At 65.6% G+C, this 14,578-nt stretch carries 13 protein-coding genes; 12 read left to right on the forward strand and 1 reads right to left on the reverse strand.

Annotation, left to right across the window (positions count from 1 at the left end; all coding sequences use genetic code 11):
* The first annotated feature begins 143 nt into the window (after positions 1-143).
* From ASE52_RS01260 to ASE52_RS01315, 12 genes are all read left to right on the forward strand, one after another.
* A complete protein-coding gene (locus ASE52_RS01260) occupies positions 144-848 on the forward strand; it encodes a DUF2325 domain-containing protein (protein ID WP_057223158.1) in 705 nt (234 codons plus the stop codon).
* A 107-nt stretch (positions 849-955) separates the two neighbouring features.
* Positions 956-2,467 (forward strand): sigma 54-interacting transcriptional regulator, encoded by a 1,512-nt coding sequence (locus ASE52_RS01265; RefSeq protein ID WP_057223160.1) that lies wholly within the window; start codon positions 956-958, stop codon positions 2,465-2,467.
* Positions 2,468-2,619: 152 nt separating this feature from the next.
* On the forward strand, positions 2,620-3,813 hold the full coding sequence (locus ASE52_RS01270; protein WP_057223162.1) for a substrate-binding domain-containing protein: 1,194 nt from the start codon (positions 2,620-2,622) through the stop codon (positions 3,811-3,813).
* A 149-nt stretch (positions 3,814-3,962) separates the two neighbouring features.
* The gene (locus ASE52_RS01275; protein ID WP_057223164.1) at positions 3,963-5,435 is read left to right on the forward strand and encodes a PHB depolymerase family esterase; all 1,473 of its coding nucleotides are present in this window, start codon (positions 3,963-3,965) and stop codon (positions 5,433-5,435) included.
* A 91-nt stretch (positions 5,436-5,526) separates the two neighbouring features.
* Entirely contained in the window at positions 5,527-6,300 is a 774-nt protein-coding gene (locus ASE52_RS01280) for an ABC transporter ATP-binding protein (protein ID WP_057223166.1), read from the forward strand.
* Positions 6,297-7,040, forward strand: coding sequence for an ABC transporter ATP-binding protein (locus ASE52_RS01285; protein ID WP_057223168.1), 744 nt, complete (start codon positions 6,297-6,299; stop codon positions 7,038-7,040). Before ASE52_RS01280 ends, ASE52_RS01285 begins: the two co-directional genes overlap by 4 nt.
* 115 nt (positions 7,041-7,155) lie before the next feature.
* The gene (locus ASE52_RS01290) at positions 7,156-8,142 is read left to right on the forward strand and encodes a branched-chain amino acid ABC transporter permease (RefSeq protein ID WP_057223169.1); all 987 of its coding nucleotides are present in this window, start codon (positions 7,156-7,158) and stop codon (positions 8,140-8,142) included.
* 16 nt (positions 8,143-8,158) lie between these two features.
* On the forward strand, positions 8,159-9,232 hold the full coding sequence (locus ASE52_RS01295) for a branched-chain amino acid ABC transporter permease (protein ID WP_057223171.1): 1,074 nt from the start codon (positions 8,159-8,161) through the stop codon (positions 9,230-9,232).
* An 80-nt stretch (positions 9,233-9,312) separates the two neighbouring features.
* Positions 9,313-11,460 carry a D-(-)-3-hydroxybutyrate oligomer hydrolase gene (locus ASE52_RS01300; RefSeq protein WP_140426110.1) on the forward strand — a complete coding sequence of 716 codons (2,148 nt, stop codon included), beginning with the start codon at positions 9,313-9,315 and terminating at the stop codon, positions 11,458-11,460.
* A 105-nt stretch (positions 11,461-11,565) separates the two neighbouring features.
* A complete protein-coding gene (locus tag ASE52_RS01305) occupies positions 11,566-12,735 on the forward strand; it encodes an ABC transporter substrate-binding protein (RefSeq protein WP_010460459.1) in 1,170 nt (389 codons plus the stop codon).
* Positions 12,736-12,809: 74 nt separating this feature from the next.
* Positions 12,810-13,676, forward strand: coding sequence for an alpha/beta hydrolase (locus ASE52_RS01310; protein WP_082606722.1), 867 nt, complete (start codon positions 12,810-12,812; stop codon positions 13,674-13,676).
* An 89-nt stretch (positions 13,677-13,765) separates the two neighbouring features.
* Positions 13,766-14,242, forward strand: coding sequence for a DM13 domain-containing protein (locus tag ASE52_RS01315; protein WP_057223175.1), 477 nt, complete (start codon positions 13,766-13,768; stop codon positions 14,240-14,242).
* A 9-nt stretch (positions 14,243-14,251) separates the two neighbouring features.
* On the opposite strand, the gene ASE52_RS01320 is transcribed toward ASE52_RS01315, so the two are convergent.
* On the reverse strand, positions 14,252-14,506 hold the full coding sequence (locus ASE52_RS01320) for a glutaredoxin (RefSeq protein WP_057223177.1): 255 nt from the start codon (positions 14,504-14,506) through the stop codon (positions 14,252-14,254).
* Positions 14,507-14,578 lie beyond the last annotated feature (72 nt).

Genomic DNA, 14,578 nt, shown 5'->3' on the forward strand with positions numbered 1-14,578 from the left:
TAGAACAGGTTCTTAGCGTTTGCGCAAGCCAGACACCGGAGGCTTCATGCCTCCGGTGTCCTCCCCACCAAGGTGACTTGCGTGCTCACAAGCCGCGAATCGTACCATAAAATGCGAATAATTCTTATTTGCAAAGGTGGCGCATGCAATCACTTCCGCAGGAGTTTCTGGCGCTGTGCCGCCAATTGGGCGATGCGCAAAAGCGCTGCAGCGCCACGGTGTCTGCCCAGGCGGCGCAGATTGTGGCCCTTCAAACCCAGGTGGTGCGACTGCGTGCCGAGGTGATCGTGCGGGACACGCGCCTTGCCCTGGCGCAGGACGAACTGGCGCAGATCAAGGTCGCGCACCCCAGCCTGCCACGCCGCCGGGCGATGGCCCGCCACATCAGCGTGCTCGTCGACCGCATTGCGAGCCTGTCGCGCGAATGCCTGCGCTGGCGGCTGGCAGCCCAGGCGAAGGTGGCGCCGGCCCAGGCTGCGGAGCCCCCCCGGGGCCACCCCGCGAGGGCCGGTGGTGTTGCCAACCACCCGTCTCAGCGCTGGGCGGTGGACCGCACCGCCTCCACTGGGCTGCGGGACGGCTCGCTCGATGCCAACCTGGCCGCTGCCGACTTGGTCATCTGCCAGACCGGCTGCATCAGCCACGACGAGTACTGGCGCGTGCAAGACCACTGCCGCCGCACAGGCAAGCCCTGCATCCTGGTGGACCAACCCCTGGCCGTGCGCGAGGCCGAGGTGCTGGCCGCCATCCAGCCCATGGTGATTCTGCGCATGACGCGCGCGCAGTGTCCCGTGGGCAGTGCACCGGTGGCCGATGGCGTCATGATTTTGGATAAAAAAAGCCGCTAGCGCTTTATGGATTTGCGCTAATAGCTATAAAAATAGTAGCAATCGAGCTGCATGTTGTCTGCGGTGTGACTGCACTTGGCCAGACCCCGCCGCGCTACCATCCACAGATGCCCTTGCTCACCGATGACGCCCCCGCACTGCCGCTGGATGCCCAGGGCATTCTTGAACTGGCGGCGCGCTCCATGTTCCAGCTGTTCTCCAGCGTCAGCCAGGGCATGTTCCTGGTGGACCGCAGCGGCCGCATCGTGTGGGTGAACGAGGGCTATCAGCGCTTTCTGCCCGACCTGGGTTTCTCGTCGGTCGATCAGTTTGTCGGGCGCACGGTGGAGGAGGTCATCCCCAACACCCAGATGCGCCGTGTGCTGGAGACCGGCCAGCCCGTGCTGATCGACCTGCTTACCAACAAGGCCGGCACCTTTGTGGTCAGCCGCATCCCGCTGCGCGACGATGCCGACCGCGTGATAGGCGCCATTGGCATCGTGCTGTTTGACCACCCCGAGACCACACTGCAGCCGCTGATCAGCAAGTTCGCGCTGCTGCAGCGCGACCTGGACGACGCGCGGCGCGAGCTGGCCAGCCAGCGCAGCCGCTCGCTGGCCGTGGCGGGCGACGGCGAGCGGCGCGCCAAATACACCTTTGCCAGCTTTATCGGATCGAGCCCCGCAGCGGCCGAGGTCAAGCGCCAGGCGCGGCGCGCGGCGCAGTCCAGCAGCCCAGTACTGCTGCTCGGCGAGACCGGCACAGGCAAGGAGCTGCTGGCCCACGCCATCCACGCGGCATCCAGCCGCGCGAGCGGCCCGTTTGTGAGTGTCAACATTGCCGCCGTGCCCGACACGCTGCTCGAAGCCGAGTTCTTCGGCGTAGCCCCGGGCGCCTACACCGGCGCCGACCGCAAGGGCCGCGACGGCAAGTTCAAGCTGGCCGACGGTGGCACGCTCTTCCTCGACGAAATCGGCGACATGCCGCAAAGCTTGCAAGCCAAGCTATTGCGGGCCTTGCAGGAGGGCGAGATCGAGCCACTGGGCTCCAACAAGCTGGTGCCCTTCAACGTGCGCATCCTGGCGGCCACCTCGCGCGACTTGGCGACGCTGGTGCGCGAAGGCAAGTTCCGCGAGGATTTGTTCTACCGCCTGCACGTGCTGCCTGTGCGTGTGCCACCGCTGCGGGCGCGCCGCACCGACATCCCGGCGCTGGTCGAGGCGCTGGGTGAAGACCTGGCCTTGCGCAACGGCACGGCCCCGCCCGAGCTGCTGCCCGACGCCATGGCGTTGCTGGCGGGCCAGCCCTGGCGCGGCAACATCCGCGAGCTGCGCAATGTGCTGGAGCAGGCCGTGATGCGCAGCGACTCCCCGTCCATCGACGCGGCGCAGCTGGAGCGCGTGCTGCGTGAAGCCGGCGTGGAGCCTGCCGCACCCGCCCCTGTGCAGGACGCCGCCCCGATGGGCGATGCCGAGGATGGAAGCCGCTACCTGCGGCCGCTGTCCGAACAGGTGGCCGAACTGGAGCGGCGTGCCATCGCCGCGACCCTCAAAGCCCATGGCGGCAACAAGCTCGCCACGGCACGCCAGCTGGGCATCTCGCGGGCCACGCTTTATGGACGTCTGGAAAACCCTGAATAAATATTGGGCATATGTCTGATTTGTAGACAATCTATTTGTCCATAAATCAGACTGTGTCGCACAGGTGTCAGCAGAAGTTTCATAAAAATCAACAGCTTGCGTGTTGGCATGAACTGTGCAATGTTCAGGCATCACAACAAGGAGACATCGCCATGCACCGTCGCACCCTGGTCGCCCTCGCCACTGCAGCCGTTACCGCCGCCACGCTTTCCGCCCCCGCATTCGCCCAGACCGGCGAAATCCGCATCGCCCACGTCTACAGCAAGACCGGCCCGCTGGAGGCCTACGGCAAGCAGACCCAGACCGGCCTGCTGATGGGCCTGAACTACGCCACCGGCGGCAGCATGACCGTCAATGGCAAGAAGCTCGTGGTGATCGAGAAGGACGACCAGGGCAAGCCAGACCTGGGCAAGAGCCTGCTGGCATCGGCCTACTCCGATGACAAGGCCGACATCGCCGTAGGCCCCACGTCGTCGGGCGTGGCCCTGGCGCTGCTGCCCGTGGCCGAGGAATACAAGAAGATCCTGCTGGTGGAGCCCGCCGTGGCCGATGCCATCACCGGCGACAAGTGGAACAAGTACATCTTCCGCACCGGCCGCAACAGCAGCCAGGACGCCATCTCCAACGCCGTGGCCATCGACAAGGCTGGCGTCACGGTGGCCACGCTGGCGCAGGACTACGCCTTTGGCCGCGACGGCGTGAAGGCCTTCAAGGACGCACTCAAGAACGCCAAGCTCGCCCACGAAGAGTACCTGCCCACCACCACCACCGACTTCACCGCCGGTGCGCAGCGCCTGATCGACAAGCTCAAGGACGTGCCCGGCCGTAAGGTCATCTTCATCATCTGGGCCGGCGCGGGCAACCCCTTCAAGATCGCCGACATGGATCTGAAGCGCTACAACATCGAGATCGCCACCGGTGGCAACATCCTGCCCGCCATGGCTGCGTACAAGAACTTCCCCGGCATGGAAGGCGCCACGTACTACTACTTCGGCATCCCCAAGAACCCCGTGAACGAAGCCCTGGTGGCCGCGCACTACAAGGAGTTCAAGACCCCGCCGGACTTCTTCACCGCCGGTGGTTTCAGCTCCGCCATGGCGCTGGTCACGGCGCTCAAGGCCACCGGTGGCGACACCAATACCAACAAGCTCATCAAGACCATGGAAGGCATGAGTTTTGATACGCCCAAGGGCAAGATGACCTTCCGCAAGGAAGACCACCAGGCCATGCAGAGCATGTACCACTTCAAGATCAAGGTGGACCCGGCCTTCGCCTGGGGCGTGCCCGAGCTGGTGCGCGAGATCAAGCCCGAAGAAATGAACGTGCCGATTCGCAACAAGCGATAAGCGGATTTGCGTGGCCCCGGGGCGCTGCCCCTGGGGGTTCATCCCGCAGGGGCGGCCGCCCCTTTTTTTCCAGTGAATTGATGCATGAACTCCCGGATTACACGGGGGCTGGGTCGGTTTTTCTCAAAATTATTTGGAGACAAGACAACATGGCTTTCAATTTCATCCGGGCGGCCGCAGCAGGAGCTGCCATCGCGCTGTGCGCTACGGGCGGTGCATATGCCGCCGTCAACCTTCCCGCGCTCAAGATCGACAAGACCCAGACCACCGTGTCGGGCCTGTCCGCAGGCGGCTTCATGGCCGTGCAGCTGCACGTGGCGTATTCGGCCACGTTTGCCAAAGGGGTGGGCGTGGTTGCGGGCGGGCCGTTCTATTGCGCCGAGGGCTCGGTCGTCAATGCCACGGGGCGCTGCATGGCCAGCCCGGCGGGCATTCCCACCAGCACGCTGGTCAGCACCACCAACACCTGGGCCAGCCAGGGCGCCATCGACCCCGTGGCCAACCTGCAGAACTCGAAGGTCTACCTGTTCTCGGGCACGCTCGACAGTGCGGTCAAGACCGGCGTGATGGATGCCCTGCGCACCTACTACAACAGCTTTGTACCGGCCGCCAACGTGGTCTACAAGAAGGACATCGCTGCCGAGCACGCCATGGTCACCGACGACTACGGCAACGGTTGCACCACCAAGGCAGCGCCCTACATCAGCAACTGCAACTTCGACCTGGCGGGTGCCATGTTGCAGCACCTGTACGGCCCGCTCAATGCACGCAACAACGCGGCGTTGCCCACCGGCAACTTCATCGAGTTCAACCAGAGCGAATTCATCTCCAACCACGGCATGGCCACCACGGGCTGGGCCTATGTGCCGCAGGCCTGCCAGGCGGGCGGCAGTGCCACCTGCAAGCTGCACGTGGTGCTGCATGGCTGCAAGCAGAACATCAGCGATGTGCAGCAGCAGTACGTGCGCAACACCGGCTACAACCGCTGGGCCGACACCAACAACATCGTGATGCTGTACCCGCAGACCAGCACCGCGGCCACCAACAGCTGCTTTGACTGGTGGGGCTACGACAATGCCAACTACGCCAAGAAGTCCGGTCCGCAGATGGTCGCCATCAAGGCCATGGTGGACCGGGTTTCCAGCGGCGGCACCACCAACCCACCGGTGGACCTGCCTGCCCCCACGGGCGTGAGCACCTCGGGCGCCACGGCCAGCAGCATGGCGATTGCCTGGAATGCCGTCTCGGGCGCTGCCAGCTACAACGTGTACCGCAATGCTAACAAGGTCAACGCGCTGCCCGTGACCGCAACGAACTACAGCGACACCGGCCTGGCCGCTTCCACCACCTACAGCTGGACCGTGCGTGCCGCCGATGCCAACGGAGCAGAGGGCGCTGCATCCGCCGCTGCATCGGGCACCACGTTGGCAGCCCAGGGCGGCGGAGGCACCTGCACCACCGCCAGCAACTACGCCCACACCATGGCCGGCCGTGCCTATTTGTATGGCGGCTACACCTTTGCCCTGGGCTCCAACCAGAGCATGGGGCTGTGGAACATCTTCGTGAACAACACGCTGAAACAGACGAGCCCGAACTACTACGTCATCGGCACGTGCCCTTGACAATGCGCTGAACGCCGCGCGCTCTGTCCATTTCAGGACAGGGCGCCCGACACCAACGAATGAAGACGACCGTGAAAGTGAAACACCACCCATGAGCACCTTGGCCACCAAGGACTTGACCATCCGCTTCGGCGGCCACGTGGCGGTCAACGCCGTGACCTGCTCTTTCGAGCCCGGCACGCTGACCGCCATCGTGGGCCCTAATGGCGCGGGCAAGACCACGTACTTCAACCTCATCTCCGGGCAGCTGCGCGCCAGCGCGGGCAGTGTCACCCTGGGCGGGCAGGACCTCACGGGCCAGTCGGTCTCGGCGCGCACGCATGCGGGCCTGGGCCGTGCCTTCCAGCTCACCAACCTGTTTCCCAACCTCAGCGTGCTGGAGAACGTGCGCCTGGCCGTGCAGGCCACGCAGGAGGGCAAGCATCGCCGGGGGCTGAACCTGTGGAGCATCTGGAGCGACCACCGCGACCTGACCGACCGCGCCCGCGCCATCCTGCAGGCCGTGGCCATGCTCGACCGCCAGGACACCCCCGTGGCCAGCCTGCCGCACGGCGACCAGCGCAAGCTCGAGGTGGCGCTGCTCATGGCGCTGGAGCCGCAGGTCTACATGTTCGACGAGCCCACGGCCGGTATGAGCCACGACGAGGCCCCCGTGATCCTGAACCTGATCCGCGAACTCAAGAAGGACAAGACCAAGATCATCCTGCTGGTGGAGCACAAGATGGACGTGGTGCGCGAACTGGCCGACCGCATCATCGTGCTGACCAACGGCACGCTGGTGGCCGACGGCCCGCCGGCAGAAGTGATTGCATCGCCCGTGGTGCAGGAAGCCTATCTTGGCGTGACGAAGGAGGCGGCTGCATGACCACCACCACGAACAACACGGGCAACCTGCTCGAACTCAAGGGCGTGCACACCCACATCGGCGCGTACCACATCCTGCACGGTGTGGATTTGGCGGTGCCCAAGGGCCAGCTCACCATGCTGCTGGGCCGCAACGGCGCGGGCAAGACCACCACGCTGCGCACCATCATGGGCCTGTGGCATGCGTCGCAGGGCTCGGTCCACTTTGCGGGCAAGGACATCACGGCGCTCAACACCCCGCAGATCGCGGGCATGAACATCGCCTACGTGCCCGAGAACATGGGCATCTTCGCCGACCTCACGGTCAAGGAGAACATGCTGCTGGCCGCGCGCGGCGCCAAGAACGCCGCGCAGATGGACAGCACCCGGCTCGAATGGATCTTCAAGCTCTTCCCTGCGGTCGAAAAGTTCTGGAACCACCCGGCCGGCAAGCTCAGCGGCGGTCAAAAGCAGATGGTGGCCGTGAGCCGCGCCATCGTCGAGCCGCGCGACCTGCTCATCGTGGACGAGCCCAGCAAGGGCCTGGCCCCTGCCATCATCAACAACATGATCGATGCGTTCGACCAGCTCAAGAAGAGCGGTGTGACCATCTTGCTCGTCGAGCAGAACATCAATTTCGCCAAGCGGCTCGGCGACACCGTGGCCGTGATGGACAACGGCAAGGTGGTGCATGCAGGCAGCATGGCCGCGCTGGCGCAAGACGAGGCACTGCAGCGGTCGCTGCTGGGGTTGGCACTATGAATTTCACACCAAATTTCAAGCTTTTTTGGCCACTGGCGCTTGATGGTAAAGCGCTGATAGCTATTAAAAATATAGCATTTTCGCGCACGCTGCTTGTCGCGCAAGGAGACCGGGCATGAGCATCACCCGCGACTTCGACTGGAAGCCCCTGGTCCTGGTGCCAGCGCTCGCACTGCTGGTGCTGCCCTTCATCGGCTCGCCCAGCACCTGGCTCACGCTCACCGTGGCGGGGCTGGCCATGGGCATGATCATCTTCATCATCGCCTCGGGCCTCACGCTGGTGTTCGGCTTGATGGACGTGCTCAACTTTGGCCACGGCGTGTTCATCGCGCTCGGCGCCTTCGTGGCTACCAGCGTGCTGGGCACCATGGGCGACTGGACGGGCTCCGACCAGCTGTGGCGCAACCTGGTGGCGGTGCTGCCGGCCATGCTGGTGGCCATGGCCGTCGCAGGGGCGGTGGGCCTGGCGTTCGAGCGCTTCATCGTGCGGCCCGTGTACGGCCAGCACTTGAAGCAGATCCTCATCACCATGGGCGGCATGATCATCGGCGAAGAGCTGATCAAGGTCATCTGGGGCCCCGCGCAGATCCCGCTGCCATTGCCCGAAGGCATGCGAGGCTCGCTGCTTGTGGGCGACGCCGCCATCGAGAAGTACCGCCTGGTGGCCGTGGCCGTGGGCCTGCTGGTCTTCGCCGTGCTGGCCTGGACGCTGTCGCGCACCAAGGTCGGCCTGCTGATCCGCGCCGGCGTGCAGGACCGCGAGATGGTCGAGAGCCTGGGTTACCGCATCCGCCGCCTGTTCATCGGCGTGTTCGTCGTGGGCTCGGCCCTGGCGGGTCTGGGCGGGGTGATGTGGGGCCTGTACCAGCAGAACGTGATCCCGCAGATGGGCGCGCAGGTCAACGTGCTGATCTTCATCGTGATCATCATCGGCGGCCTCGGGTCCACGGGCGGTGCGCTCATCGGCGCGCTGCTGGTGGGGCTGATGGCCAACTACACCGGCTTTCTGGTGCCCAAGGTGGCGCTGTTTTCCAACATCGCGCTGATGGTGGCCATCCTGCTGTGGCGCCCGCAGGGTGTCTATCCCGTGGCCAACCGCTGAAGAGGAGCCGACTGATATGCTGAACCGACTTCTCTCCGGCGACTACCCGCGCAGCAAGGTACTGGCGGTGATCCTCGTGGCCATCCTCATCGGGCTGGCGTTTGCACCCTTCCTGTTCCCGGGCGTCAAGGCGCTGTCCGTGGCCGCCAAGGTGCTGATCTTTGTGGTGCTGGTGGCCAGCTTCGATCTGCTGCTGGGCTACACCGGCATCGTTAGCTTTGCGCACACCATGTTCTTCGGCATCGGGGCCTACGGCATCGCGGTGGCCACCACACGCATGGGGCCTACCTGGTCCGCGCTGGCCGTGGGCCTCGCCGGCGCGCTGGTGCTTTCGCTGCTGCTGTCGCTGGCGGTGGGGCTGTTCTCGCTGCGCGTGCGCGCCATCTTCTTTGCCATGATCACGCTGGCCGTGGCCGCCGCGTTCCAGACGCTGGCCTCGCAGCTGTCGGACATCACCGGCGGCGAAGACGGCCTGACCTTCAAGGTGCCCGAGATCCTGTCACCCAGTTTCGAGCCCTTCGATGATCCCTTCCTGGGCGTCGCTATCGATGGCCGCCTGATCTGCTACTACCTGCTGTTCGTTACGGCCGTGGCGCTGGTGCTGGCGCTGCTGCGCATCGTCAATTCACCGTTCGGCCGCGTGCTGCAGGCGATCCGCGAGAACGAGTTCCGCGCCGAGGCCATTGGCTACCGCGTGGTGGTGTACCGCACCACCTCCAGCGTGTTGTCGGCGCTGTTTGCCACCATGGCAGGCGCCATGCTCGCGCTCTGGCTGCGCTACAACGGGCCCGACACCTCGCTCAGCTTCGAAATCATGATGGACTGCCTGCTGATCGTGGTGATCGGCGGCATGGGCACCATCTATGGCTCGGCCATCGGGGCCGTGCTCTTCCTGGTGGCGCAGAGCTATCTGCAAGATCTGCTGCGCCTGGGCCACGAGGCCACATCGGGCCTGCCCTGGGTGTCTGCCTTGCTATCGCCCGACCGCTGGCTGCTGTGGCTGGGCGTGCTGTTTGTCCTGTCGGTCTATTACTTCCCCACCGGTGTGGTGGGGCGCCTGCGCGCGGCAGCTGCGCGCAAGGCGGCGTGAGGAAGCCAACGCCGCCTGGGCGGTTGTTGGTGGGATGGAGCTGCGCGAAAAGCAAACAAGAAATACCAGGAGACAAGCACATGAAGATGAGCATGATGAAGGCGCGGGTGCGTCCGTTCGTTCCCGCTGCCGTGGCCGCCGCCGTTTTGGTCGCCTGTGGGGGCAGCAGCGACGGCGACAGCGCCGCGCTCAACACCAAACCCGCCTACCTGGGCACGGTCAGCGAGGCCACCTACGACGGCAGCACCAATGACCTGCTCACCGCGGGCCTGGGCGCCACGGGCCTGGCCGCTGCAGTGCCGCCCGCCTCTGCCGACCCGCTCAAGCCCACCGCCGCCGAGCTGCGCCGCTTGGCCATCCACACCAACTACCGGGCCATGCTCGACATGACGGCCGCGGGCGGATATGGCCTGCTGTACGGCCCCAATGTGGATGCGCAGGGCAAGGCCACGGCGGGTGAGGGCAAGGTGGCGGGCACGGAATACATCGCGTTCGCCGACGACGGCACGGGCCGCAAGAACGTTACGCTCATAGTGCAGGTGCCCACCAGCTTCAACCCGGCCAAGCCCTGCATGATCACGGCCACGACCTCGGGTTCGCGCGGGGTGTACGGCGGTATCTCTACGGGCGAGTGGGGCCTCAAGCGGGGCTGCGCCGTGGCTTACTCGGACAAGGGCACCAGCGGCGCGCCGCACGACCTGCAAAACGACACCGTGCCACTCATCGACGGCACCCGCGCCACGGCCGCTACTGCGGGCAAGAGTGCGGCGTTCAACGCAGGCCTCACGTCCACGGAACTGGCGGCCTTCAACACCGCCACGCCCAACCGCTTTGCCTTCAAGCACGCCCACTCGGGCCAGAACTCCGAGAAGGACTGGGGCACCACCACGCTGCAGGCCGTGGAGTTCGGCTACTACGTGCTCAATCAGCGCTACGGCAACACCAACGCAGCGGGCCAGCGCCTGAAGACACTCACGCCCGGTAACACCATCGTCATTGCGTCCAGCATCTCGAACGGCGGGGGCGCCGCCATTGCTGCCGCAGAGCAGGACACGCAGGGCCTGATCAGCGGCGTGGCCGTGTCCGAGCCCGCGCTGGAACTGCCCGCCAACCCCGGCGTCACCGTGCGCCGTGGCGGCACCGAGGTGGCCGTCACGGGCAAGACGCTGGTGGACTTCACCACCTACGCCAACCTGTACCAGGCCTGTGCGTCGTTGGCGCCGTCAGTCAGCACCAGTCCCTTTGCCGCAGCGTTCGCGGCAGGGTTTGCCAGCGCTGCGCTGCCCATCGCCCCCAACCGCTGCGCGGCGCTCAAGACGGCGGGGCTGCTCTCGGCATCCACCACCGCAGCGCAGGCCGAAGAGGCTCTGCAAAAGCTGCGCGCCTATGGCTGGGAGCCCGAGTCGAACGACCTGCATGCCTCGCTGGCGGCATTCGAAGTGGCCCCGGCCGTGGCGGTGACTTTTGCCAACAGCCTGTCGCGCAGCAGCGTGAAGGACCACCTGTGCGGCTTCAGCTACGCGGCCACGGCGACCACAGGCGCGGTGGCGCCCCTGGCGGCCGCAGCGTTGCCGGGCATGTTTGCCACCGGCAACGGTGTGCCGCCTTCCGGTGGCATCAACCTCGTGAACAACCTGGGCAAGCTGGGCCCGGCGCGTGACTTCCTGTCGTTCTCGGACACGGGCGTGGCCGACTGGAATACGGCGGGCGCGCTGTGCCTGCGCAACCTGGTGACCGGCATCGATGCGGCCGCCAAGAAGCTGCAGGCCGGCGTGGACGAAACGCGCCGCAACGGCAACCTGCGGGGCAAGCCCACTGTCATCGTGCACGGCCGTGCCGATGCGCTGCTGCCCGTGAGCCACACTTCGCGCCCCTATGCCGCGCTGAACAGGAAGGTCGAGGGGGCTGCCAGCAGGCTCAGCTATGTGGAAGTGGCCAACGCCCAGCACTTTGACGGTTTCATCGGTCTGCCCACCGTGCTGCCGGGCTACGACACGCGGTATGTGCCGCTGCACGTGTACCTGAACCATGCGCTGGATGCCGTGTACGAGCACCTGGCCAACGGCAAGGCTCTGCCCGCCAGCCAGGTGGTGCGCACCGTGCCCCGTGGCGGCACGCCCGGCAGTGCGCCAGCCATCACTGCGGCCAACGTGCCGCCGCTGGCCACCGTGCCTGCCGCAGCCAATGCGATTGCCATCACGGCGGGCGCCATCTCCATCCCCGACTGACGCAGGCCGCAGGGCTGCAAGAGGAGGGATCACGCCCGTGCTGCGCGCCCGTTGCAGGCGCGCGCGGCGCCGGGGCCGTGCGTTTCTGACACTAAGGATGGACGTATGAATGCTGTGATGAAGACCTGGGCTCGCCGTATGGCGGCGGCGCTGGCAGTGCCCGTTGGGCTGTTGCTGGTGCTCGGAGCCAGTGGCGGTGCGCCGGCACGCGCGGCAGAGATTGTGGTGGGGCAAGTGGCCCCGCTATCGGGTGTGCTGGCCAGCACCGGCGCGCAGATGGTGCTGGGCGGCAAGATCTACTTCGACTGGGTCAACGCCCAGGGCGGCGTGCACGGCGCCTCCATCCGCCAGGCGGTGGTGGACGACGCCTACAAGGTGGCCGACACCGTGAAGCTGACCCGTGAAATGCTGGCCAAACCCGAGGTGGTGGCGCTGTATGGCTTTGCGGGCACGGCCAACATCACCCAGCTGCTGGCCGATGGCGTGCTGGAGCAGGGCGGCGCCGCGCTGGTGGCGCCCTACACCGGGGGTGAGTCGCTGCGCAACCCGTTCAACCCCTGGATCTTTCATGTGCGCGCAGGTTATGTGGACGAAACCGAGCACATGGTGCAGCAGCTCACCACCCTGGGCATGAACCGCGTGGCCGTGATGTACCAAGACGACGGTTTTGGCAAGGCGGGCCTGGCGGGGGTGGAGGCAGCGCTGGCCAAGCGCAATCTCAAGCTGGTGGTGGCTGCGGGGTACGAGCGCAACACCGACAAGGTGGATGATGCCGTCAAGGCCATCAAGGCGGCCGATGTGCACGCCGTCATCATGATCGCCGTGAACAAGCCCGCCGCCGCATTCATCCAGCGCTACCGCGAGCAGGGTGGGGGCGCGCAGCTCTACAACATCTCGGTGGTGGACCCGACCGAGTTGGTCAAGCTCGCGGGCCTCAAGAATGCACACGGCCTCGGTATCAGCCAGGTGGTGCCTTACCCCTACCGGCCGCAGCTGCCCGTGGTGCGTGAATACCAGTCGCTGCTCAAGAAATACGCGCCCGAGGCAGAGGTCAACTACACCAGCTTCGAGCAGTTCCTGGGCGCCAAGGTGCTGGTCGAGGCCCTGCGCCGTGCCGGGCCCTTGCCCACGCGCACCAAGATCGTCAAGGCGCTGGAGTCGATGCAAAGCTATGACCTGGGCGGCATCACGCTCGGCTATTCGCCCACCAATCGCATCGGCTCACGCTACGTTGAAGTGACGGTCATCGGCAGCAACGGCCGCCTCATGAAATGAATGCTTCGCTCTCAGTCCGCAGGTTGTTTGATCAGCAACCGGCATCCCTCTACTGACTCACAAGGTTGTCCACCATGACTCCGTTATCGTGCTACGCCACCTGCGCCGGCTATGAAATCCACTACATGGAGTGGGGGGCACGCGATGCCCCCGTGGTGGTGGCCTGGCACGGCCTGGCGCGCACCGGGCGCGACATGGACGAGCTGGCAGCCCACCTGGCTCCTCGCTACCGCGTGATCTGCCCCGACACCATCGGCCGGGGCCTGAGCCAGTGGGCGCGTGCGCCGCAGGACGAATACCGCCTGTCGTTCTACGCGCGCATTGCCGCCGGCCTGTTTGACCAGCTGGGTATCGAGCAGGCGCACTGGGTGGGCACATCCATGGGCGGAGCCATCGGCACCGTGTGCGCCTCGGGCCTGTTCGAGCCACAGCTCAAGGGCCGCATCACCAGCCTGCTGCTCAACGACAACGCGCCCCGCCTGGCGGATGCCGCGCTCGAACGCATCAAGGCCTACGCGGGCCACCCGCCATCGTTTGACACGGTGCAAGAGCTGGAGGCGTTCTTCCGGCAGGTGTACCAGCCCTACGGCTGGCTCAGCGATGCGCAGTGGCGCCGCCTGACCGAGACCTCGACCCGCCGCCTGCCCGATGGCCGGGTGACGCCGCACTACGACCCGGCCATGGTGCAGCAGTTCACGCACCACGCCAACGACTACCTGATCTGGGACCACTACGATGCGCTCGACATCCCTGTGCTCTGCCTGCGCGGTGCCGACTCGGACCTGGTGCTGCGCGAAACCACTGCCGAGATGTTGACCCGTGGCCCCGGTGCGCTGGGCCGGGCGCAGGTGGTGGAGGTGCCCGGCTGCGGCCATGCCCCCGCGCTCAATGTGCCGGAGCACTACGCGCTGGTAGACGGGTTTCTGGCCGACGCGGGTTGACGCGGGGCGGGGCGTTGCGGGGGTATCCCCGGGAGCTAAAGGTAGCCGGGCTGGGGGTACATTGGCGCAACGCCTTTGAGTCCGCTGTCATGAAACCCCTGAAGCCCCTTCTGCTCACCGCCTCGCACCTGCTCACCTTGGGTCTTGGGTTTGCGCTGGGCGTGTATGCGCTGCCGATCCTGATCGCGCCGGATGCTCCCACGCAGCAGGAAATCCAATCCCGCCTGCCCGCCGCCCGATGGACCGCCACCTTCCGCCGTGACCTCAAGGACAGCGATGCCTTGCACTGGGGCGAGGGCGCTGTGTCTGTCGGCCCGCAAGCCATCAGTCTGCTGGGCAAGCTGGCCCCGGGGCCGGACTACAAGCTCTACCTGTCGCCTGAATTCGTGGAAACCGAGGCCGACTTCAAGCGCCTCAAGTCGCAGATGTTGCGCGTGGGGGATGTGAAAACGTTCAACAACTTCATCGTCCCGGTGCCGCAGGGCGTAGACCCGGCCAGGTTCAACACCGTGATCGTGTGGTGTGAGACTTTCAGCGAGTTCATCACCGCTGCGAAGTACCGGTAGTTCTGGCCGTTAAGTCGGGGTCTGCGGAGCGATTTGCGCCAACGCTGCCTGCAGCCCGGCCAAGCCACCTACGCGCTGGTCATTGATGAAGATCTGCGGCATCTGCCGCACTGAGGGCCCGCACTTGGCATAAAAGGCCAGGCGCTCGGCCTCGTCATCGATCTTGATTTCCTCATACGGCAGCGAGCGCGACTTGAGGAGCATCTTGGCCGACTCGCATTGCGGGCAGGCGGACTTGGAATACACAGTGATTTGAAGAGTCATGGCGCAAGTTTACGGGGCGCGGTGTGGGCCAGAGGTGCCAGAGGCCATCCGACACCGCATGGAAATCCCATT

Source organism: Acidovorax sp. Root275, from assembly GCF_001428965.1.
GTDB lineage: Bacteria > Pseudomonadota > Gammaproteobacteria > Burkholderiales > Burkholderiaceae_C > Acidovorax > Acidovorax radicis.